This is a genomic window from Geodermatophilus sp. SYSU D00663, assembly GCF_054050655.1.
Map to the genome: position 1 here is coordinate 138,667 of NZ_JBJGZT010000008.1, position 20,004 is coordinate 158,670.

At 75.7% G+C, this 20,004-nt stretch carries 22 protein-coding genes; 17 read left to right on the forward strand and 5 right to left on the reverse strand.

Going from position 1 to position 20,004, the window contains the following annotated elements:
• Nucleotides 1–29: 29 nt before the first annotated feature.
• Together ACI79Z_RS08495 and ACI79Z_RS08500 are read left to right on the forward strand one after the other, a co-directional pair.
• The gene (locus ACI79Z_RS08495) at nt 30–983 is read left to right on the forward strand and encodes an HpcH/HpaI aldolase/citrate lyase family protein (RefSeq protein ID WP_387986164.1); all 954 of its coding nucleotides are present in this window, start codon (nt 30–32) and stop codon (nt 981–983) included.
• A 160-nt stretch (nt 984–1,143) separates the two neighbouring features.
• Nucleotides 1,144–2,340 carry an acyl-CoA dehydrogenase family protein gene (locus ACI79Z_RS08500; protein WP_387986161.1) on the forward strand — a complete coding sequence of 399 codons (1,197 nt, stop codon included), beginning with the start codon at nt 1,144–1,146 and terminating at the stop codon, nt 2,338–2,340.
• A gap of 109 nt (nt 2,341–2,449) precedes the next feature.
• Here ACI79Z_RS08500 and ACI79Z_RS08505 read toward each other — a convergent pair whose 3' ends face one another.
• Together ACI79Z_RS08505 and ACI79Z_RS08510 are read right to left on the reverse strand one after the other, a co-directional pair.
• Nucleotides 2,450–4,480 carry an ArnT family glycosyltransferase gene (locus ACI79Z_RS08505; RefSeq protein WP_456902343.1) on the reverse strand — a complete coding sequence of 677 codons (2,031 nt, stop codon included), beginning with the start codon at nt 4,478–4,480 and terminating at the stop codon, nt 2,450–2,452.
• A complete protein-coding gene (locus ACI79Z_RS08510; protein ID WP_456902344.1) occupies nt 4,477–5,763 on the reverse strand; it encodes a glycosyltransferase in 1,287 nt (428 codons plus the stop codon). The genes ACI79Z_RS08505 and ACI79Z_RS08510 overlap by 4 nt, the downstream gene beginning before the upstream one ends.
• A gap of 87 nt (nt 5,764–5,850) precedes the next feature.
• On the opposite strand from ACI79Z_RS08510, the gene ACI79Z_RS08515 reads away from it, so the two are divergent.
• From ACI79Z_RS08515 to ACI79Z_RS08530, 4 genes are all read left to right on the forward strand, one after another.
• On the forward strand, nt 5,851–6,786 hold the full coding sequence (locus ACI79Z_RS08515) for an NADP-dependent oxidoreductase (protein ID WP_456902345.1): 936 nt from the start codon (nt 5,851–5,853) through the stop codon (nt 6,784–6,786).
• A gap of 80 nt (nt 6,787–6,866) precedes the next feature.
• The gene (locus ACI79Z_RS08520) at nt 6,867–7,187 is read left to right on the forward strand and encodes an EthD family reductase (protein ID WP_387986154.1); all 321 of its coding nucleotides are present in this window, start codon (nt 6,867–6,869) and stop codon (nt 7,185–7,187) included.
• Nucleotides 7,184–8,734 carry an acetolactate synthase large subunit gene (locus tag ACI79Z_RS08525; protein ID WP_456902346.1) on the forward strand — a complete coding sequence of 517 codons (1,551 nt, stop codon included), beginning with the start codon at nt 7,184–7,186 and terminating at the stop codon, nt 8,732–8,734. Before ACI79Z_RS08520 ends, ACI79Z_RS08525 begins: the two co-directional genes overlap by 4 nt.
• A 75-nt stretch (nt 8,735–8,809) precedes the next feature.
• Nucleotides 8,810–11,524 carry a putative bifunctional diguanylate cyclase/phosphodiesterase gene (locus tag ACI79Z_RS08530; RefSeq protein WP_456902347.1) on the forward strand — a complete coding sequence of 905 codons (2,715 nt, stop codon included), beginning with the start codon at nt 8,810–8,812 and terminating at the stop codon, nt 11,522–11,524.
• Between the two features lie 12 nt (nt 11,525–11,536).
• Here the strand turns inward: ACI79Z_RS08530 and ACI79Z_RS08535 are convergent, their stop codons facing one another.
• Nucleotides 11,537–12,238: a DUF4230 domain-containing protein gene (locus tag ACI79Z_RS08535; RefSeq protein ID WP_387986147.1), complete on the reverse strand. Its 702-nt coding sequence runs from the start codon at nt 12,236–12,238 to the stop codon at nt 11,537–11,539.
• Nucleotides 12,239–12,592: 354 nt separating this feature from the next.
• Here ACI79Z_RS08535 and ACI79Z_RS08540 point away from each other — a divergent pair, with 354 nt between their 5' ends.
• From ACI79Z_RS08540 to ACI79Z_RS08585, 10 genes are all read left to right on the forward strand, one after another.
• Nucleotides 12,593–12,862 (forward strand): hypothetical protein, encoded by a 270-nt coding sequence (locus ACI79Z_RS08540; RefSeq protein WP_387986145.1) that lies wholly within the window; start codon nt 12,593–12,595, stop codon nt 12,860–12,862.
• Nucleotides 12,863–13,102: 240 nt separating this feature from the next.
• Nucleotides 13,103–14,347, forward strand: coding sequence for a CpaF family protein (locus ACI79Z_RS08545; protein ID WP_456902348.1), 1,245 nt, complete (start codon nt 13,103–13,105; stop codon nt 14,345–14,347).
• On the forward strand, nt 14,338–15,201 hold the full coding sequence (locus ACI79Z_RS08550) for a type II secretion system F family protein (protein WP_387986141.1): 864 nt from the start codon (nt 14,338–14,340) through the stop codon (nt 15,199–15,201). The genes ACI79Z_RS08545 and ACI79Z_RS08550 overlap by 10 nt, the downstream gene beginning before the upstream one ends.
• A gap of 70 nt (nt 15,202–15,271) precedes the next feature.
• Complete coding sequence (locus tag ACI79Z_RS08555) at nt 15,272–16,207, forward strand: type II secretion system F family protein (protein ID WP_456902349.1); 936 nt, start codon at nt 15,272–15,274, stop codon at nt 16,205–16,207.
• 30 nt (nt 16,208–16,237) lie between these two features.
• Entirely contained in the window at nt 16,238–16,456 is a 219-nt protein-coding gene (locus tag ACI79Z_RS08560; RefSeq protein ID WP_387986135.1) for a hypothetical protein, read from the forward strand.
• The gene (locus ACI79Z_RS08565; protein WP_387986134.1) at nt 16,446–16,847 is read left to right on the forward strand and encodes a TadE/TadG family type IV pilus assembly protein; all 402 of its coding nucleotides are present in this window, start codon (nt 16,446–16,448) and stop codon (nt 16,845–16,847) included. Before ACI79Z_RS08560 ends, ACI79Z_RS08565 begins: the two co-directional genes overlap by 11 nt.
• Nucleotides 16,844–17,302, forward strand: coding sequence for a hypothetical protein (locus tag ACI79Z_RS08570; protein WP_387986131.1), 459 nt, complete (start codon nt 16,844–16,846; stop codon nt 17,300–17,302). The genes ACI79Z_RS08565 and ACI79Z_RS08570 overlap by 4 nt, the downstream gene beginning before the upstream one ends.
• 361 nt (nt 17,303–17,663) lie before the next feature.
• Nucleotides 17,664–17,846 (forward strand): hypothetical protein, encoded by a 183-nt coding sequence (locus ACI79Z_RS08575; protein ID WP_387986130.1) that lies wholly within the window; start codon nt 17,664–17,666, stop codon nt 17,844–17,846.
• A gap of 125 nt (nt 17,847–17,971) precedes the next feature.
• Complete coding sequence (locus tag ACI79Z_RS08580) at nt 17,972–18,187, forward strand: hypothetical protein (RefSeq protein WP_456902350.1); 216 nt, start codon at nt 17,972–17,974, stop codon at nt 18,185–18,187.
• Nucleotides 18,184–18,582: a hypothetical protein gene (locus tag ACI79Z_RS08585; protein ID WP_456902351.1), complete on the forward strand. Its 399-nt coding sequence runs from the start codon at nt 18,184–18,186 to the stop codon at nt 18,580–18,582. Before ACI79Z_RS08580 ends, ACI79Z_RS08585 begins: the two co-directional genes overlap by 4 nt.
• Before the next feature lie 5 nt (nt 18,583–18,587).
• Here ACI79Z_RS08585 and ACI79Z_RS08590 read toward each other — a convergent pair whose 3' ends face one another.
• Nucleotides 18,588–19,007, reverse strand: a complete 420-nt coding sequence (locus ACI79Z_RS08590; RefSeq protein ID WP_456902352.1) for a nuclear transport factor 2 family protein — start codon at nt 19,005–19,007, stop codon at nt 18,588–18,590.
• 28 nt (nt 19,008–19,035) lie between these two features.
• Between ACI79Z_RS08590 and ACI79Z_RS08595 the strand changes: the two genes are divergently transcribed.
• The gene (locus ACI79Z_RS08595) at nt 19,036–19,515 is read left to right on the forward strand and encodes a MarR family winged helix-turn-helix transcriptional regulator (protein ID WP_456902353.1); all 480 of its coding nucleotides are present in this window, start codon (nt 19,036–19,038) and stop codon (nt 19,513–19,515) included.
• A 6-nt stretch (nt 19,516–19,521) separates the two neighbouring features.
• Here the strand turns inward: ACI79Z_RS08595 and ACI79Z_RS08600 are convergent, their stop codons facing one another.
• Nucleotides 19,522–19,776, reverse strand: coding sequence for a hypothetical protein (locus ACI79Z_RS08600; protein ID WP_387986122.1), 255 nt, complete (start codon nt 19,774–19,776; stop codon nt 19,522–19,524).
• Between the last annotated feature and the right edge of the window lie 228 nt (nt 19,777–20,004).

Genomic DNA, 20,004 nt, shown 5'->3' on the forward strand with positions numbered 1-20,004 from the left:
CGAAGATCCCGATCACCAGCGGAGGCACCGTGGCCGAGCTCCGATCCCGTCGTTCCAACCTCGCCGTGCCGGGCAGCAACCCGCGCTTCCTGGAGAAGGCCAAGGGCCTGCCGGCCGACCAGGTGTTCCTGGACCTCGAGGACGCCTGCGCGCCGCTGGCCAAGCCGGGTGCCCGCAAGAACATCGTCGCGGCGCTCAACGAGGGCGGCTGGGGCGAGAAGATCCGCACGGTCCGGGTCAACGACTGGACGACGGAGTGGACCTACCGCGACGTCATCGAGGTGGTCGAGGGCGCCGGCGCGAACCTCGACTGCATCATGCTGCCGAAGGTCGTCGACGCCTCCCAGGTCGCGGCGCTGGACTTCCTGCTGACCCAGATCGAGAAGGCCAACGGCCTGGAGGTCGGGCGGATCGGCATCGAGGCGCAGATCGAGACCGCGCAGGGCCTGATCAACGTCAACGACATCGCGTTCGCCAGCCCGCGGATCGAGACGATCATCTTCGGCCCGGCCGACTTCATGGCCAGCATCAACATGAAGTCGCTGGTGGTGGGCGCCCTGCACCCCGACTACCCGGGCGACCCGTTCCACTACATCCTCATGCAGATCCTCATGGCCGCCCGCGCCCGCGGCGTGCAGGCCATCGACGGCCCCTTCCTGCAGGTCCGCGACGTCGACGCCTTCCGCGAGGTCGCCAAGCGCTCGGCCGTGCTCGGCTTCGACGGCAAGTGGGTGCTGCACCCCGGCCAGATCGACGCCGCCAACGAGATCTACGCGCCGTCGCAGGAGGACTACGACCACGCCGAGCTCATCCTCGACGCCTACGACTGGTACACGTCCGAGGCCGGCGGCAAGAAGGGCTCGGCGATGCTCGGCGACGAGATGATCGACGAGGCCAGCCGCAAGATGGCGCTGGTCATCGCGGGCAAGGGCCGCGCCGCGGGGATGTCCCGGACGTCGTCCTTCACCCCGCCCGACGCCTGATCCACCCCGACCCACAGGCGGCCCGTCCGGGACTCCCGGGCGGGCCGTCGTCGTTCCCGGGGCGACCGGGCCCGAGTGACCGGGGACACGGCGACCGGTGCGGGGAGGTCGCCCATACTCCCCGGTAGCAAACGGACACCGGAGTCCCGGAGGAGTGAGCGTGGCCCGACTGGCGCAGACCGCCGACCTGACCGACATCCAGCAGGAGATCCTGTCGACGGTCAGGAGCTTCGTGGACAAGGAGATCATCCCGCACGCGCAGGAGCTCGAGCACGCCGACGAGTACCCGCAGGAGATCGTCGACGGGCTCAAGGAGCTCGGCATCTTCGGGCTGATGATCCCCGAGGAGTACGGCGGCCTGGGGGAGTCGCTGCTGACCTACGCGCTGGTGGTCGAGGAGATCGCCCGTGGCTGGATGAGCGTCTCCGGCGTCATCAACACCCACTTCATCGTCGCCTACATGATCCGCCAGCACGGCACACAGGAGCAGAAGGACCACTTCCTCCCGCGCATGGCCACCGGCGAGGTCCGCGGCGCCTTCTCGATGTCCGAGCCGGGCCTGGGCTCCGACGTCGCCGGCATCCGCACCAAGGCCGTCAGGGACGGCGACGAGTACGTCATCGACGGCCAGAAGATGTGGCTGACCAACGGCGGCTCCTCGACGCTGGTGGCGGCGCTGGTGCGCACCGACCTGGGGGCGGACAAGCCGCACCAGAACCTGACGACGTTCCTGGTCGAGAAGCCGGCCGGCTTCGGCACCGTGGCCCCGGGCCTGACCATCCCCGGCAAGATCGACAAGATGGGCTACAAGGGCGTCGACACCACCGAGCTGGTGTTCGACGGCTACCGCATCGGCGCGGACATGATCCTGGGCGGGGAGCCCGGCCGGGGCTTCGCGCAGATGATGGACGGCGTCGAGGTCGGCCGGGTGAACGTCGCCGCCCGCGCCTGCGGCATCTCCATCCGCGCGTTCGAGCTGGCCGTGGAGTACGCCCAGCAGCGGGAGACCTTCGGCAAGCCGATCGTGCAGCACCAGGCGATCGCGTTCCAGCTCGCCGAGATGGCCACCAAGGTCGAGGCCGCGCACCTGATGATGGTCAACGCCGCCCGGCTCAAGGACGCCGGCAAGCGCAACGACGTCGAGGCCGGCATGGCCAAGCTGATCGCCAGCGAGTACTGCGCCGAGGTGACCACGCAGTCCTTCCGCATCCACGGCGGCTACGGCTACTCGAAGGAGTACGAGATCGAGCGGCTCATGCGCGAGGCGCCGTTCCTGCTCATCGGCGAGGGCACCAGCGAGATCCAGAAGACGATCATCAGCCGCGGCCTGCTCAAGGAGTACGGCCTCAAGCGCTGACGGACCGCACGCGAGCGGCCCGGGACCGGCACGGGTCCCGGGCCGCTCGTCGTCTCCGGCTCGCTCGTGCTCTGCACACACCGGTGTCCGGAGCACGAGCGGGCGGGACTCAGCTCGCCGGCCGGCTCAGGTCGTAGACGGTCACGCCGTCGACGGTCCGGGCGGTGTAGTTCTCCGCCACCCAGGCCGCGATCTCCGCCGACGCCGAGCTGCCGCCGTCGCTGACCATCCCCGTCCCGCCGCCGATGAACCAGTGGATCTCGCCGTCGGCGACGTACTGCTGGAACTGCTCGAGGGTGGGCGAGGGGTCGCTGCCGTTGAACCCGCCGATCGCCATGACGGGCAGCCCGGTGGCCAGCTGGTAGCCGGCGGCGCTGTTGGAGCCGACCGTGGCCGCCGCCCAGGTGTAGCCGGCGGCGTCCTCGGTCAGCGCGGCGACCATCTCCTCGCCGACGTCGGCCGTGCCCAGCAGGCCGCCCGTGCCGCCGCCCGCACCGCGGGTGACGTTGCCGGGGGTGGTGGTGCCGCCGGGAGCGGGGAGCGTGCCGGCCGCGGGTCCGCCCGCCGGCGGCCGGCCGCCGGGGAACCCGCCCCGGCCGCCGTCCCCGCCCGGGCCGCCGAAGCCGGCGCCGGTGACCGTCGGGCCGGCGCTCGGGATCGACCCGGTGTGCGCGGTGCCCGCGGTCTGCACCGCGTACGCGGCGGGCCCCGCGACGCCGGCCAGCAGGCCGACGGCGAGGACGGCGGCGGCCACGGCGCGGCCGAGCCGGCCGACGGCGAGCAGGGCGACCGCGGCGGCCAGGCCGGCGACCAGCACGACCCACCGCAGCCAGGGGAGGAACTCCGCCGAGCGGCCCAGCAGCACCCACGCCCACAGCACGGTGCCGGCGAGCGTTCCCGCGAGCACCAGCCGCGCCCACGCCCGGCCGCGCCGCTGCCACAGCAGCGCGCCGCCGGTCGCGACCAGCGCGGCGACCGCCGGGGCCAGCGCCACCGTGTAGTACGCGTGGAAGATGCCGGCCATCAGGCTGAAGGTCAGCCCGGTGACGCCCAGCCAGGTGCCCCAGGTGAGCAGCGCGGCGCGGCGCGGGTCGGTGCGCGGTGCCCGGCCGACGGCGACCAGCCCGGCGACCAGCAGCGCCAGCGCCGCGGGCAGCAGCCAGGCGATCTGACCGCCGATCTCGGAGTCGAACAGCCGGGTCAGGCCGGTCTCGCCCCAGCCGCCGCCGGCGCCGCCGCCGACGCTGCCGGTCTCCTCGCCGGTGAGCCGGCCCAGGCCGTTGTAGCCCCAGATCAGCTCCCAGACGGAGTTCGTCTGGGAGCCGCCGACGTAGGGCCGCCAGGACTCCGGCACCAGCTCCACGACGGCGACCCACCAGCCGCCCGCCACGACCATCGCGGCGCCGGCGCCGAGCAGCTGCAGGACCCGGCGGCGCAGCGTCGTGGGCGCGGCCACCAGCCACACGAGCGCGAAGCCGGGGACCACCAGCACCGCCTGCAGCGTCTTGGTGAGGAACGCGAAGCCGACGAGCACGCCGACGCCGACGAGGCCGCGGGTGGAGGCCCGCTCCAGCGACCGGGTGAGCACGTACGCGGCCGCGGTCATCAGCAGCACGAGCAGCGCGTCGGGGTTGTCGAAGCGGAACATCAGCGCCGCGACGGGGGTGAGCGCGAGCGCCGCGCCGGCGACCAGCCCGGCGCCCGGGCCGCTCACCCGGCGCACCGCCAGGTACAGCAGCCCGACGGTGGCCACGCCCATGAGCGCCTGCGGCACCAGCAGCGACCACGAGTCCAGCCCGAACAGCCGCACCGACAGCGCCATCACCCACAGCGAGGCCGGCGGCTTGTCCACGGTGATCGAGTTGGCGGCGTCGGAGGAGCCGTAGAAGAACGCCTCCCAGCTCTGCGAGCCCGCCTGCGCGGCCGCGGCGTAGAAGGCGTTGGCCCAGCCCGACGCCGAGAGGTCCCACAGGTACAGCACGCCGGTGGCGGCGAGCAGCCCGAGCAGCGCGGGGCGGACCCAGCGCGGGTCGGCGGGGCGGCCCCGCAGCAGGCGCGCGGCCCGCCCGGACCGGGCCGGGGCGGGGAGTGCGGCCCCGGGCGCGGCGGGCGCCGCCGGGGGCGTCGCGGTGGCGGTCATCGGGCGGTCTCCGTCTCGGGGGCGGTCACGGCCTCGGGAGCCGGCCGGGCAGGGGTGGGGGAGGTGCGGAAGACCCAGCCGCGCAGCAGCACGAAGCGCAGCAGCGTGGCGACGGCGTTGGCGCCGACGAGCACGGTGAGCTCGAGGCCGCGGGCCGGGGTGGGGTCGGCGAGGTGCAGCAGGCCCAGCGCCCCGCTGGTCAGCGCCAGGGCGAGGCCGAACACGACCAGGCCCTGCAGCTGGTGGCGGCCGGCGCCCGGACCGCCGCGGATGCCGAAGGTGACCCGCCGGTTGGCCGCGGTGTTGGCCACCGCGGTCACCAGCAGGGCGAGCAGGTTCGCCGGCTGGGCGGCCACGACGCCGCGCAGCAGGACGAACAGCAGCAGGTACGCCAGCGTCGACAGCACGCCGACGACGGCGAAGCGGACGAGCTGGCCGGCCAGTGACGACGAGACACCGGGCAGCGGGTCGGGCAGCGGCTGCCGGCCGATGGTGGCGCGCAGCTGCGCCAGCGGCAGCCGCCCGGTGGCCAGCGCGCGCAGCATCCGCACGATGCCGGCGACGTCGGCGCGCGCCGTCCTCACGATGTCGACGCGGCTGTCGGGGTCGTCGACCCAGTCGACGGGCACCTCGTGGATGCGCAGCCCGGCACGCTCGGCGAGCACCAGCAGCTCGGTGTCGAAGAACCAGCCGGTGTCCTCGACCAGCGGCAGCAGCCGCGCGGCGACGTCGGCCCGGATGGCCTTGAAGCCGCACTGGGCGTCGGACAGCGAGGTGGCCAGCGTGCGGCGCAGCAGCAGGTTGTAGCCGCGGGAGACGACCTCGCGCTTGAGGCCGCGCACCACCCGCGAGGAGCGGGAGAGCCGGGTGCCGACGGCGAGGTCGGAGTGGCCGCTGATCAGCGGGGCGACCAGGGGCAGCAGGGCGTTGAGGTCGGTGGAGAGGTCGACGTCCGTGTAGACGAGGACCGGCGCGTCCGACCCCAGCCAGGCGGTGCGCAGCGCCCCGCCGCGGCCGGGCTCGGGGATCTGCAGGACCGTCACCCCGGGCAGCTCGGCGGCGACCCGGTGCGCGACCTCCAGGGTGCGGTCGGTGCTGGCGTTCTCCGCGACCGTGATGCGGAACGGGTAGGGCAGGGACTCGGTGAGGTGGGCGTGCAGGCGGCGCAGGCACGGCTCGAGGTCGGTCTCCTCGTCGTGCACCGGGACGACCACGTCGAGGACGGGGCGCCCGCGGCCGGCGGCACCGGCGCGGTCGTGCGCGCCGAGCAGGAGCGGTGGCATGGGGAGGACGGTCCGGCCCGCTCCTGGGGTGCTCCGGTGCGGGCGCTGGAGATCGACTGTGAGTGGCAGGTCACTACATTCGGTCGCGTGCGAGCCGTGGGAGTGACCGAGTTCGGCGGGCCCGAGGCCCTCACCGTCGTCGACGTGCCCGACGAGCCCCTCGGGCCGGGGCAGGTGCGGCTGCGGGTGCGGGCCGCGGCGGTGAGCCCGACCGACACCCACCTGCGCGAGGGCGCCTACGCCGGCCGCGACCCGGTGAAGACCCCGCCGTGGGTGCCCGGCATGGACGCCGCCGGCGAGGTCGTCGAGGTTGGCGAGGGCGTCGACCGGGTGGCCGCCGGCGACGCGGTCATGGCGATCGTCGTCCCCACCGGCGCGCACGGCGGCTACCGCGAGGACCTCGTGCTGCCCGCCGGATCGGTGGCCCGGGTGCCCGCGGGCGCCGACGCCGTCGCCGCCTGCACCCTGCCGATGAACGCGCTCACCGCCCGGCTGGCGCTGGACCAGATGGCCCTGCCGCCCGGCTCGGTGGTCGCGGTGACCGGCGCGGCCGGTGCCTTCGGCGGCTACGTCGTCCAGCTCGCGAAGGCCGACGGGCACACCGTCGTCGCCGACGCCTCCGAGGCCGACGAGCAGCTGGTGCGCGACCTCGGCGCCGACGTCGTCGTGCGGCGGGGCGACGACGTCGCCGGGCGGATCCGCGCGGAGTTCCCCGACGGCGTCGACGGGCTGGCCGACGGCTCGGTGCAGGACGCGCTGGTGCTGCCCGCGGTCCGCGACGGCGGGAAGGTGGCCACCGTGCGCGGCTACCGCGGCGACGGGACCGGCCGGGTCGAGGTGCTGCCCACGATGGTGCGCCGCTACGCCGAGAACGGCGCCGCGCTCGACCGGCTGCGCGAGCAGGTGGAGTCGGGTGCGGCGACGCTGCGGGTGGCCCGCACCTTCGCGCCGGAGGAGGCGCCCGAGGCGCACCGGGTGCTGGCCGCCGGCGGCGTCCGCGGCCGGCTGGTGATCACCTTCTGAGGTCGCGCGCCCGGGCCCGTGTGCCAGGGTGGGGGAGCCCCCGGCAACGGTGCCCGGGGAGGAGCGCGGAGGAGCGGCAGATGGTGCACAGGCTGGTGGTCAGCTACGGGCAGCCGGAGGACCCGGCGGCGTTCGACGCCCACTACCGCGACACGCACGTCCCGCTGACCGTGCAGATGCCCGGCCTGGTCCGGTTCACCACCGGCAGCCCGCAGGCGCTCGACCCGCGCCAGCCCGCGCCGTACCTGGTCGCCCACCTCGACTTCGACTCCGAGCAGGCGATGGGGGCCGCGTTCGCCTCCGAGGCGGGCAGGGCCGGCGCCGCCGACCTCCGCAACTTCGCCAGCGGAGGCGTGACCATGGCCCACTACGAGGTGAACGAGGTGCACGTCTCCCGGTGAACGGCGCCCAGGCACTGATCCGCACGCTCGTCGACGCCGGGGTCGACGTCTGCTTCGCCAACCCCGGCACGTCCGAGATGCACTTCGTCGCCGCCCTCGACGACGTCCCCGAGATGCGCGGCGTCCTCACCCTGTTCGAGGGCGTGGCCACCGGCGCCGCCGACGGCTTCGCGCGGATGGCCGGCCGGCCCGCCGCCACGCTGCTGCACCTGGGCCCGGGCATGGGCAACGGCCTGGCCAACCTGCACAACGCCCGGCGCGGCCGGACGCCGGTGGTCAACGTCGTCGGCGACCACGGCCGCTCGCACAAGCGGCTGGACGCGCCGCTGGAGTCCGACATCGACGCGCTGGCCGGCACGGTGTCCGGCTGGGTGCGCCGGTCGCTGGCCCCCGAGGACCTCGCCGCCGACGCCGCGGACGCCGTCGCGGCCGCCGCGCGGGGGCAGGTCACCACGCTGGTGCTGCCGGCCGACGTGTCCTGGTCCGAGGGCGCCGAGGTGGCAGCCCCCCGGCGGGTGCGGCCGCGGCCGCGGGTGGCGCCGGACGTGGTCGAGGACGTCGCCGCGGCGGTGCGCTCCGGCGAGCCGACCGTGCTGCTGCTCGGCGACGACGTCGTCGCCTCGGAGGCGGGGCTCGTGGCCGCGGCGCGGGTGGCCGCCGGCACCGGCGTCCGGCTGATGGCCGAGACGTTCCCGGCGCGGATGGTGCGCGGCGCAGGGCTGCCCGCCGTCGGCAAGCTGCCCTACCCGCCGGAGGTGGCGATCAAGGCGCTGGCCGGCACCCGGCACCTGGTGCTGGCCGGGGCGACCTCGCCGGTGCACTTCTTCGCCTACCCCGGCACGCCGGGCACCCCGGTGCCCGAGGACTGCACCGTGCACGTGCTGTCCGCGCCCGGTGAGGACGGCGTCGCGGCGCTCGAGGAGCTGGCCGCGAAGGTGGCCGCCGGCGCCGAGCCGGAGCTGCGCGAGGCCTCCCGCCCGGAGCTGCCGACCGGGCGCCTCACGCCGCGGGGGATCTCGGCGGTGGTCGGCGCGCTGCTGCCCGAGCGGGCGATCGTGGTCGACGAGGCGATCACCTCCGGGATCGGCGTCGTCGAGCAGACCGCCGGCGCACCGCAGCACGACTGGCTGGCCCTGACCGGCGGCGCGATCGGCGACGGCCTGCCGATGGCGGTCGGCGCGGCGGTGGCCTGCCCCGACCGGCCGGTCGTCGTCCTCCAGGCCGACGGCAGCGCGATGTACACGCTGCAGGCGCTGTGGACGATGGCCCGCGAGCAGCTCGACGTCACCGTCGTCCTCTACGACAACGCGTCCTACGCGATCCTCCAGGGGGAGTTGGCGCGGGTCGGGGCCGCCGGCGGCGGGGAGCGGGCCGGGCAGCTGCTCGACCTGGGCGGCCCCGCGCTGGACTTCGTCGCGCTGGCCACCGGGATGGGCGTGCCGGCCACCCGGGCCGAGACCGCGGAGGAGCTGGCCGAGCAGCTGCGCACGGCGCTGCACGAGCCGGGTCCGCACCTGGTGCAGGCGGTGCTGCGGCCCGGGGAGTAGGCCCGGCTCACCCTCGCGGGGGAACACTCGCTGTCCCTGTTCCAGACGCATTCGTTTCGCGTCGATGTCCGGCGTGTGTCGAAGGGGACCGGGGGCGTCGGCGTGGACGCCGGCGTCGTGGGCAGGCGGCCGGGGGCCGTCGTCGCGTGCACCCTCCTGCTCGCGGTGGTCGCGCTGCAGGGGCTGCTGTACGGGACGGCCGCCGGCACCGCGCTCTACTTCACCGTCGTCGGGCTGGCCGTCGTCGCCGCGTGGGCCTGGGTGCAGCGCGCGGGGCGGCGGCCGGTCGCCGTCCTGCTCGCCCTGGGCGTCAGCCTGTCCGCGCTCGCGGACGTCGTCTGGCAGGTGCAGGTGTCGCTGACCGGGTCCGGCACGGACGTCGGGATCGCCGACGCCGTGTACCTGGGCAGCTACGTCTCCCTCCTCGCCTCGCTCGCGCTGCTGGCCCGCGACCGGCACCCCGACCGCGACCAGCGCCTGGCCGGCTGGATCGACGCGCTGGTCGTGTTCGTGGCCGCGCTGCTCGTCGTGTGGGAGCTGTCGATCGCCACCACGGTCGCCGACGCCGGCCTCCCCCTGCTCGACCGCGTCGTCCTCGCGCTCTACCCGGCGCTGGACGCGGCGCTGATCGGCCTGGTCGTGCGGCTGCTGGTCACCCGCCGGCAGGGGGAGCGGACGTCGCTGGCGGTGGCCGCCGCGTGCGCCTGCTGGCTGGTCTCCGACGTCGCCTACCTGCTCGACGCCGACGCCGAGGGCTTCGGCGGATGGCTGGACTCCGGCTGGCTGCTGGGCAGCGCACTGCTCGCGCTCGCCGTCCGGCACTGCGCCGCCGGCGTCGCCGTCGCCGGCCCCCGCGAGGACGACCGGACGGGCCTGGCGCGGCTGGCCGTGTGCCTGGGTGCGCTGCTGGTGCCGCCGGGTGTGGACGCGGTCCTGCACGTCCGCGGGCACGGTCACGACTCGGGCGTGGTGTTCCTGGCCGTGGTCTCGCTGACCGCGCTGGTCTTCGTCCGCGCCGCGCTGCTGCTGCGCGGCGAGGCCGCCGCCCGGGCGCTGGTGCGCTCGCGGGAGCGGTTCGCCGCCAAGCTCACCGCGCACTCCTCCGACGCGGTCCTCGTCGTCTCCCGTGACGGGCGGCTGCTCAGCGACCCGGCGCCGCTGGCCGCACTGCTCGGGACCGTGGCCGGCGGTGTCACCTCCGCCGCGGACGCCGTCCGCCTGGCCGGGGTGGACCCCGAGCTGACGGGCGAGCTGTTCGCGCGGGCCCTGGCCGCCGGCGGTGGCGTCGTCGACGCCGAGCTGCCCGCGCGCCACCGCGGCGGGGACCGCTGGATCGGCATCCGGCTGGTCGACCTCGGGGACGACCCCGACGTCGGCGGCGTCGTCGTCCACGTGACCGACGTGACCGGACGCCGCCGCGCCGAGGAGGCGCTGGCCCACTCGACGCTGCACGACGGGCTGACCGGCCTGGCCAACCGCGCGCTGTTCAGCGACCGCGTGGGACAGGCGCTGCGCCGCACCGTGCGCGGCGGCGGCTCGGCCGCCGTGCTCTCCCTCGACCTCGACGGCTTCAAGGCCGTCAACGACTCCCTCGGCCACGCCGCCGGCGACGCGCTGCTGCGCGAGGTGGCGGCGCGGCTGCGCGGCGCCGTCCGCGCCGACGACACCGTGGCCCGCCTGGGCGGGGACGAGTTCGCCGTGCTGGTCGAGCAGGCCGGCGTCGGCGACGACGAGGCCCTGGTGACCGCCTCCCGCGTGCTCGAGGTGCTCTCCCGGCCGGTGGCGCTGCCCGGCGGCACGGTGACCGTGTCGGCCAGCATCGGCGTGGCCGTCGGCCGCGGGGCCGTGGCCGGTGACGCGCTGGTCCGCGACGCCGACCTCGCGCTGTACGCGGCCGAGCTCGACGGGCGCAACCGCGTGCGGCGGTTCGAGCCCGGCATGCGCGCGGCGGCGCAGGCCGCCCGCGAGCTGGAGCAGGAGCTGCACGGCGCGGTGGCGCGCGGCGAGTTCCGGCTGGTCTACCAGCCGGTGGTCGCCCTGGCCGACCGGCGGCTGACCGGCTTCGAGGCCCTGCTGCGCTGGGACAGCCCGCGGCTGGGCCCGGTGGGCCCCGACCGGTTCGTGCCGGTGGCCGAGGCGGCGGGCCTCATCGACGAGATCACCGGCTGGGTGCTGCGCGAGGCGTGCGCGACCGCGGCGGCCTGGCGGCACCTCGGCGACACCACGATGGCGGTCAACGTGTCGGCCTCGCAGCTGACCTCGCCGGACCTGGTCGGCTGCGTCGCCGCGGCGCTGGCCGGGAGCGGGCTGCCGGCCGGTGCGCTGGTGCTCGAGGTGACCGAGACGGCGCTGGTGGGCGACCCGGAGCGGGCGGCCGCGTGCCTCGGCGCGCTGCGGGCGCTGGGCGTGCGGCTGGCGCTGGACGACTTCGGCACCGGCTACTCGTCGCTGGCCCACCTGCGGCAGTTCACCGTGGACGTGCTCAAGGTCGACCGCTCGTTCGTCGGCGCGATCGCCGAGGGCGAGCCGCTGCCGGCGATCGTGCGCGGCACCATCGACCTGGGCCGCACGCTGGGCCTGGAGGTCCTCGCCGAGGGCGTCGAGTACGAGCACCAGGCGCGGCTGCTGGCCGAGGGCCGCTGCGACACCGCGCAGGGCTACCTGTTCGCGAGGCCGCTGGAGCGCTGCGACGCCGAGGCGCTGCTCCTCGAGCAGGCCACGGCCCGCGGCGGGGTGCCCGCGATCGTGCCGCTGCCCCGCGCGCCGCGGGCGCTGAGGTCCCCGGTCTGACGCCGGGGGAGGTCAGCCGGCCGCCCCGGGCGCGGGCTCGAAGGTGACCGTGACGTCGTCGACGCCGAGGGACCGGGCCAGCGTGGTGAGCATGTCGCGGGTGCCGTCCTCGGCGCGGTCGAGCAGGTCGCTGTCCGCGGCGGCGGACTCCAGCCGGCGCTCGGCGAGCGCGAACAGCTCGCTCTCGTCGGTCGGGTCGTCGGCGAACGCGTCGCCCAGCCGCTCCACGAGGCCGCGGTCGCGGTCGAGCACCCGGCTCTCGTCCGGGTCGATCCGCGCCTCGGCCAGCTGCGGGGCGGGGAGGGTGATGGTGGCCGCCGTGCCGTCGGGGGAGAGGTCGACGCTCTCCTCCCCGAGGGCGCCGAAGTCCACGTAGGCGTCGACGTCGCCGGTGGCGAGGAACTGCACCCGCTCGCCGCTGATCGCCGACGGCACCCAGGCGGTGTCGGTCTCCTGGTCGACGACGACCTGGAAGGTGCCGGTGGCGGCGTGGTACTCGTCGAGGTCGGCCATGGCCAGCAGCAGCGGCCTCGTGCTGCGGTCGACGGTCTCCTGCTCGAACGGCGGCGTCCAGTCACCCACCCTGTCGGCCACGACCACCCCGACCGGGACGACGACGGCGGCGGCGATGCCCGCCCTGAGCCATCCGCGGCGGCGCCGGCGCACCGGCGCGGCGGAGGGAGCGGGGACACGGGACTGGAGCAGGACCGGCATGCGCGCGATCTCCTCGCGGTCGTGGGGGTGTGCCGTACAGCACCCCGCCCGCCGGTTCTGTTCCCGCCGAGCGTGTGCGCTCGCGCCGCACCCGGGGCGCCGGAACGCTGCGTCGGCGCACCCGCTCGGCGGCGCCGCCGTCAGGAGCGGCTGCGCCGGCCGTCACGGCTGAGGTCCCTGGGACCTGATCGAACGACTGTGGACAGCGATACCGCGTCGTTCCGGAAATCCCACGCGCGGCTGACCTGCCGACCTAGCGTTCCGGCGCTCGCCGACGACGGCGGGTGACCGGCGACCGTGCCTCGGTCCCGGTGTGCGTGTCTCGCACCGAGACGTCCCGAACGGAGAGAGTCGATGTCCCAGACGGCCCCTGCCCCGGTCAAGAAGAAGCGCCACGTCTTCCGCTGGGTCTTCCTCGCGATCCAGGCGCTGTTCCTCATCTGGATCATCGGGGGCGCCTCCAGCGCCGCCGACAACTGCGACGGCCAGGTGGGCGACGCCCTCACGGCCTGCCAGGCCGGCACGGCGGTGGGCGCCGGCATCGGCGTCATGGTGATCGTCTTCCTCTGGGTCGCCGTCGACGTGATCCTCGGTATCGGTTACCTGATCTTCCGCAAGCGCTGAGTTCCCGCCGGGCGGAGCCCGGCATCCCGGAGGTCTGGCGACGGAGGGCATCCGCCCTCTCGGCGGTTCGATCCTGCCGCTCCGACGAGCCCTGACGGGTGTCACCTGGCCGGGTGGCGTGCGACCGCGGCCGCGCACGCGCTGTCCACAGATCGGCTGATCGCCCTCCCGCGGAACGCCTCCGTCTCCCTATCGTCCCGACGTCCCGAACGGGGTCGGGACAGGGAAGACGGGGGTGCGGTGCCGACTGCGACGAGTGCCCTGGACGTCGTCGACGGCGAGGTGCGCGAGCTCATCCGGCGCCGCGGGCTCGACCCGTTCACCGATCCCGCGCCGGTCCGCGTGCTGGTGCGCGACGTCGTCGCCGACTACTCCGAGCGGTCGCTGACCTCGGCGCTGCCGCCGATCGGGGACCCCGAGTCGGTGGTGCGCGACGTGCTCGACCGGGTGGCCGGGTTCGGTCCCCTGCAGCGGCACCTGGACGACCCCGAGGTCGAGGAGATCTGGGTCAACGAGCCGGGCCGGGTGTTCGTCGCCCGCCGCGGCCGCAGCGAGCTGACGACGACGATCCTCGGCGCCGGCGAGCTGGCCGACCTGGTCGAGCGGATGCTGCGCAGCTCCGGGCGGCGCATCGACATGAGCCAGCCCTTCGTCGACGCGGTGCTGCCCGACGGCTCGCGGCTGCACGTGGTCATCCCGGACATCACCCGGCGGCACATGGCGGTCAACATCCGCAAGTTCGTGCTGCGCGCGCACGGCCTCGACGAGCTGGTCGCCACCGGGACGGTGACGACGCAGGCCGCCCGCTTCCTCGAGGCCGCCGTCGCCGCGGGCCTGAACGTGCTGGTCTCCGGCGGCACCCAGGCCGGCAAGACCACCCTGCTCAACTGCCTGTGCGCGGCGATCCCGGCGAGGGAACGGGTGATCACCTGCGAGGAGGTCTTCGAGCTCCGCGTGCCGCTGCCCGACGTCGTCGCGATGCAGACCCGCCAGCCCAACCTCGAGGGCGCCGGGGAGATCCCGCTGCGCCGGCTGGTCAAGGAGGCGCTGCGGATGCGGCCCTCGCGGATCGTCGTCGGCGAGGTGCGGCAGGAGGAGTGCCTGGACCTGCTCATCGCGCTCAACTCCGGCCTGCCCGGGATGTGCACGCTGCACGCCAACAGCGCCCGCGAGGCCGTGGTGAAGATGTGCACGCTGCCGCTGCTGGCCGGCGACAACATCGGGCACGCCTTCGTCGTCCCGACGGTCGCGGCCAGCGTCGACCTGGTGGTGCACGTGGCCACCGAGGCCTCCGGCCAGCGCCGGGTGCGGGAGGTCGTGGCGGTGCCCGGCCGCGCCGAGGACGGCGTCATCGAGCTGGCCGACGTCTTCACCACCCGGGACGGGCGGCTGGTCCGCGCCGAGGGCTTCCCGCCGCACGCCGAGCGCTTCGCCGCCGCCGGGTACGACCTGGCCGCGCTCCTCGGGACGCCGGCGTGGAGCTGACCGGCGCGCTGCTCGGGCTGCTGCTCGGCGTCGGCCTGCTGCTCGTCTGGCGCAGCGGGCCGCGGGCACCGCAGCGGCGCGCCGTCCCGCGCCGGCCCGGCCGCCGGGCGCGGCTGCTGGCCGAGGCGGGCCTGACCGGGATCAACCCGGCGCAGCTGGTCGCGCTGCAGGCCGGCCTCGGGCTGCTGGCCCTCGTCGTCGTCCTGCTGACCACCGGCACGGTGACGGTCAGCCTCGCCTTCGGCGTGTTCGCCGCCGCCCTGCCGCCCGTGCAGGTGCGCCGGCTGGCCGCCCGTCGCCGGGCCGACCTGCGCGAGGTGTGGCCCGAGGTGGTCGACAACCTCGCCTCAGCCGTCCGCGCGGGGCTGTCGCTGCCGGAGTCGCTGGCCGCGCTGGCCACGCGCGGGCCGGAGGTGCTGCGCCCGCCGTTCGCCCGGTTCGCCGCCGACCACCGCTCCACCGGCCGCTTCGGCGAGAGCCTCGACCGGCTCAAGGCCGACCTCGCCGACCCGGTGGGGGACCGGATCGTCGAGACGCTGCGGGTGGCCCGGGAGGTCGGCGGCAGCGACCTCGGCCGGGTCCTGCGCACACTGGCCGGCTTCCTCCGCGAGGACGCCCGCGCCCGCGCCGAGCTGGAGACGCGGCAGGGCTGGGTCGTGCAGGCCGCGCGGCTCGCCGTCGCCGCGCCGTGGGCGGTGCTCCTGCTGCTGGCCACCCAGTCGACGACACTGGCCGCCTACGACTCACCGCTGGGCACCGCGCTGCTCCTCGGCGGAGGCGTGGTCTGTCTCGTGGCCTACCGGCTGATGATGCGGATCGGGCGGCTGCCGCAGGACGTGCGGGTGCTCCAGTGAGCGAGCACCGCGGCGAGCGCCGGCGAGCGAGGAGCGGAGCGAACGGGCCGCGGAGCGGCGGGGTGTCGCGGTGACGCTGCTCGGGATGCTGCTGGGCGGTGCGGCCGCGGCCGGTCTGCTGCTCGTCGTCACGTTCGCGCCGCCGTTCCGCTCCGTGCGGCTGGTCGACCGGCTGGCGCCCTACGTGCACGACACCCCGCCGCCGTCGCGACTGCTCGGGACGGCGACCGAGCCGGGCCTGCTCACCGCCGCGCGCCGCGTGTTCGGCCCGGTCGTGACCGACGGCGCCCGCTTCGTCGACCGCGTGCTCGGGGGGCGCTCCGCCGTCCGGCGCCGGCTCGACGCGCTCGGCAGCGACCAGACGGTGGAGGACCTGCGCGTCGAGCAGGTCGTCTGGGGCGGGCTCGGCCTGCTCGGTGCGGCGCTGCTCGCGGCACTCGGTGCGCTGCTGGCCGGCAGCGTCAACGTGCTGTCGGTGGCGCTGCTGTGCCTGGCCGGCCTGCTCGGCGGGGTGCTCGGCCGCGACTGGTGGCTGACCCAACAGGTGCGCCGCCGCGAGGACCTGCTGCTCGCGGAGTTCCCCGTCGTCGCCGAACTCCTCGCGCTGGCCGTGACGGCGGGGGAGGGGCCCGCCGCGGCGATCGCCCGGGTCACCCGGCTCTCGGGCGGCGAGCTGGCCCGCGAGCTCGGCGGCGCGCTCGGGCGGGCGCGGGCCGGCGTCCCGCTGACGGCGGCGCTGCAGCAGGTGGCCGACCGGACCTCGGTGGACGCGCTCGCCCGCTTCGTCGACGGCCTGCTGGTGGCCATCGAGCGCGGCACCCCGCTCGCCGAGGTGTTGCGCGCGCAGGCGGCCGACGTCCGCGAGGCCGGCAAGCGCCGGCTGCTCGAGGCCGGCGGCCGCAAGGAGATCGCCATGATGGTGCCGGTCGTCTTCCTGGTGCTTCCGGTCACCGTCCTGTTCGCCCTGTTCCCGGGGCTGATCAGCATCGTCTCGCTGGCGCGGTGAGCGCCGGTGCACAACGGAGGAGGACGACGGATGCGGGCGCTGACCTGGCTGCTCACCCTGACCACGGCCCTGAGCAGGGCGGCTGCCGCGCGGTTGCGGGACGAGGATCCCGAGCGGGGCGACGTCCCCGGCTGGGTGATGATCACCGTGATGACGGCGGCCCTCGTGCTGGCCATCCTCGTGCCGTTCCGCGAGGCGATCGTGTCGGCGGTGCAGAACGCACTGGCCTCCGTCACGAATGGCGGCTGAACCGGTCGACGGGGAGCGGGGCAGCGCCGTCGTCGACTTCGTGCTGGTGTCGGTGCTCGTCGTCGTGCTGCTGCTGGCGGTGCTGCAGGTCGCCGTCTACGTGCACGTCCGCAACGTGGTGACGGCGAGCGCGCAGGAGGGCGCCCGGTACGCGGCCAACGCCGACGTGCCCGCCGACGCGGCGACCGGCCGGGCGCTGGAGGCGGTGGCGCGGGCGACGACGGCCGGCACCGCCGAGGGGCTGGTGTGCACCGCCGCCGAGGAGGTCGACGACACCGGGCTGGCGCTGGTGAGCGTGCGCTGCAGCGGCGCGGTGCCGACGCTGCTGGCCGGTCTCGGCGACCTGCTGCCGCTGGACGTCACCGGCCGCGCGGTGGAGGAGGCCGCGTGAGGTGGCTGCGCGCCCGGCTGGGGTCGGGGGAGCGCGGGTCGGCGGTCGTGGAGTTCGTCTTCGTCGCGCTGGTGGTCTTCGTGCCGCTGGTCTACGTCGTCGCCGGGTTCTCCGCCGTGCAGCGCGGGGTGTTCGCCGCGACCGCCGCCGCGCGGGAGGCCGGCCGCGCGCTGGCCACCGCTCCCGATGTCGGCACCGGGCTGGCGCGGGCGGAGCGGGCGGCGCAGCTGGCGGTGGCCGACCAGTCGGTCGACGCCACCGACGTGCGGCTGTCCTTCGCCCCCGCGGGCGCCGAGTGCGGGGCGGCGGCGTACGCGCCCACCCTCGCGCCGGGGGAGGAGTTCTCCGTCTGCGCCACGGTGACCGTGCGAATCCCGCTGCTGCCGGAGTTCGTCGACGCCAACACCGCCACCGGTCGGTTCGTCGTCGAGACCGACCGCTACGTCGACCGCTGAGGACCGGCCCCGGGCGTCCCGACGGAGGTCAGGTCAGCCGATCGCCTTCCGGCCGTCGATCGACTCCCGCAGCACGTCGGCGTGGCCGGTGTGCTGCGCGGTCCCGCACCTCCTCGTGACCCGCCGGCACGCTCCCCGACGACTCCCCGCGCTCGGGGTGCCAGTGGGTCGGCCCGCTCGCGCGTGAGGGGGGTCGGTCACGGGACCGCCGTCCGTCGTCCTCCGGTGGGTCGGTGGCGACGCCGGTGAGGAGGAGGTGCCGGACGGGACGGATCGGCATCCGCCGGCGTCCTCGGGGCAACGGAACCGTCACACCCGGGGCCTAACGTGCAGCTCACAGGCACGGATCGCGGAGGTCGTGATGAGCCCGTCCATCACCAGCATCGACCAACTCGACTACGACATCTCGGTCGCCTACATCGCGCTCGGCGTCGCCCGCACCTCGTGGGACCGGTGCCCCAGCGGGGAGAACGCCCGCGCCGTCGACGAGGCGGAGGCCTGCGTGAACCGTCTGCTCGAGGAGCGGTTCGCGGCCCAGCAGTGACCCGCCGCGAGGGGCGCCTCGCCCGACGAGGGCGGCGCGGGCCCCGCAGCCCGGGACGTCCGGCTCCGGCTCGCCGTCGGGTGTCTACTCGTGCGCAGGGACTGCCGTCCGGCCGAGGGGGACCCGTGGCGATCGTCCGGTTCACGGATCGGGACCGTCAGGACACGGCCGACGCCCGCGAGGAGCGCCGCGTGCTGGACGAGTTGACCGAGAAGCACACGGTGTACCGAGAGGCCGACCGAGACCAGGAGCCGTTGACGGAGGGACAGCTGCGGATCCTCGACGGCGAGCTCAGGATCGACCCGTCACGCCGCACGAGGGCGGAGGGCGGGGAGCGGTGACCACGACGCGCGGCGCCGTCCGCCTGGGCGCCGTCGCCCTCGGCGCCGTCCTCCTCTACGTGCTCGGCGTCGTCGTCCCGTACGTCGCCAACGGCCTGCACCACCTGCCGCTCGCCGAGGTGGCCTCCGGATCCCACGACCCGAAGGACCTGTGGCCGGCGACGATCCCCCACCTCGGCGGGTGGCTCCGCCTGGCCGCGGTGCTGTCCATCGCCCTCGCGCCGCTGACGCTGGTGTTCGTGCTCGTGGCGTGCGGCTTCAGCGTCGGGCGGACGCTCCGCCCGGCACCGCGCACGGCGCTCGCGTACGCCGCCGTCGCCGTGGCGTGCGTCCTCGTCCTGGCGTGGTTCCTCGGACCGACGTCCCAGGCGCTGATCGGCTGGCAGATGGACTGACCGGCCTAGGGCAGGGGCTCGTAGCAGTCGAAGGTCTCGTGGTGGACGACGCGGCCGTCCCGGACGGTGAGCAGCGCGGCGACGTGCGCGAGGAGCTCCTGGCCGGCGCGGGAGGGGCCGGCGTCGACGCCGACGGTGCCGCGCCAGGTTGCCCGGACGGCGGCGCGGTCGCCGGAGGTGAGCACCTCGTGGACCTCGAACGACTGCTCGGCCAGCAGTGCCTTCCCGGCGCGGAACCCGGCGAGCGTCCCCGCGAGGTCGCGGGTGGCGCCGCGCGGCGTCACGGCGTTCGGGTGCTCCACCACCCGCAGCCGCGCGTCGAGCAGCGGGCGCAGGTCGTCCTCGCTCGCGGCGAGGTCGGCGACGGTGGCGTAGTAGCGGCGGACGACCGTGGCGACGTCCGTGTCCGGTGCCGTGGTTGTCATGGACGCAAAGTTGCACAACCATGGTTGTGTGTCCAGGTCTGCGGAGCTCGACCTCGCCTCCGTCCTCTCCCTGCTCGGCACGGCCGTCGACGACGCCGTCCTGCAGGCGCTCGACGGCACCGGGCTGCGCCGCGGGCACGGCTACCTCGTGCAGCGCCTGCTGGCCGGGCCGGCCACCGCGACGGAGATCGCCGTCGAGCTCGGCGTCAGCCAGCAGGCGGTGTCGAAGGCGCTCGGGGAGCTGGCCGACCTCGGCTACGTCGGGCCGGCCGGCGACGCCGACGACCGGCGGCGGCGCCCGGTGGCGCTCACGGCGGCCGGGCGGCGGGTGGTGCAGGTGGCCCGAGACGCCCGCGCCGACGTCGACGCGCGGGTGCGCGCCGCGGTCGGCGACGAGCGGTTCGAGGCGTGCCGGGACGTGCTGCTCGACGCGCTCGACGTCCTCGGCCTGGGCGAGCAGGTGCGCCGGCGGGCGGTGCGGCCGCCCGACGGCGCGCTGTCGGGGTGAGGGCGGTCAGCCGTTCCAGGGCACGTAGGTCGTGCCGCCACCCAGCGCGGTGAGCACGATCATCCCGGCGAAGGCGAGCACGATGAAGGTGACCACGATCGCGAACAGCAGCCAGCCGCGTTCCTCGATGCCGCGCTTCTCCGGGGTGAGCGGGGTGGCCGCGTCGTCGGCGGGCCGCTGGGACTGCTCGGCCGCGGCGGGCGGTCCGGCGGCGGCGGGCTGCTCGACCGCGGTGGGCGGCCGTTCGGTGGAGGTGGTCATGGCGACTCCCCGGGGTGGCGCCTCGGGCGCCGCGTGATCGGCGTCCGGGGCCGACGCTAGGACCGCCGCGCGACGCCGCGGAGGGTCGAAGGGCCCTGCCGGACCGGGGCTCCCGGCGGGGGCGTCGTCGCTCCGCGCCGGTGACGGAGCGCCCTCGAGGCGGCCGCGAGGGTCACGCCACGCACGGGCCCCGCGCCGGCCGCGCGGAGCCGGCGGGAACGGGTCCCG

Excerpts from the sequence above, each read along its gene's own strand:
- ACI79Z_RS08600 (WP_387986122.1), bottom strand. The coding sequence starts at position 19,776 with ATGACCACCTCCACCGAACGGCCGCCCACCGCGGTCGAGCAGCCCGCC.
- ACI79Z_RS08590 (WP_456902352.1), bottom strand. The coding sequence starts at position 19,007 with ATGACAACCACGGCACCGGACACGGACGTCGCCACGGTCGTCCGCCGC.
- ACI79Z_RS08565 (WP_387986134.1), top strand. The coding sequence starts at position 16,446 with ATGGCGGCTGAACCGGTCGACGGGGAGCGGGGCAGCGCCGTCGTCGAC.
- ACI79Z_RS08540 (WP_387986145.1), top strand. The coding sequence starts at position 12,593 with ATGTCCCAGACGGCCCCTGCCCCGGTCAAGAAGAAGCGCCACGTCTTC.
- ACI79Z_RS08575 (WP_387986130.1), top strand. The coding sequence starts at position 17,664 with ATGAGCCCGTCCATCACCAGCATCGACCAACTCGACTACGACATCTCG.
- ACI79Z_RS08535 (WP_387986147.1), bottom strand. The coding sequence starts at position 12,238 with ATGCCGGTCCTGCTCCAGTCCCGTGTCCCCGCTCCCTCCGCCGCGCCG.
- ACI79Z_RS08560 (WP_387986135.1), top strand. The coding sequence starts at position 16,238 with ATGCGGGCGCTGACCTGGCTGCTCACCCTGACCACGGCCCTGAGCAGG.
- ACI79Z_RS08505 (WP_456902343.1), bottom strand. The coding sequence starts at position 4,480 with ATGACCGCCACCGCGACGCCCCCGGCGGCGCCCGCCGCGCCCGGGGCC.
- ACI79Z_RS08510 (WP_456902344.1), bottom strand. The coding sequence starts at position 5,763 with ATGCCACCGCTCCTGCTCGGCGCGCACGACCGCGCCGGTGCCGCCGGC.
- ACI79Z_RS08520 (WP_387986154.1), top strand. The coding sequence starts at position 6,867 with ATGGTGCACAGGCTGGTGGTCAGCTACGGGCAGCCGGAGGACCCGGCG.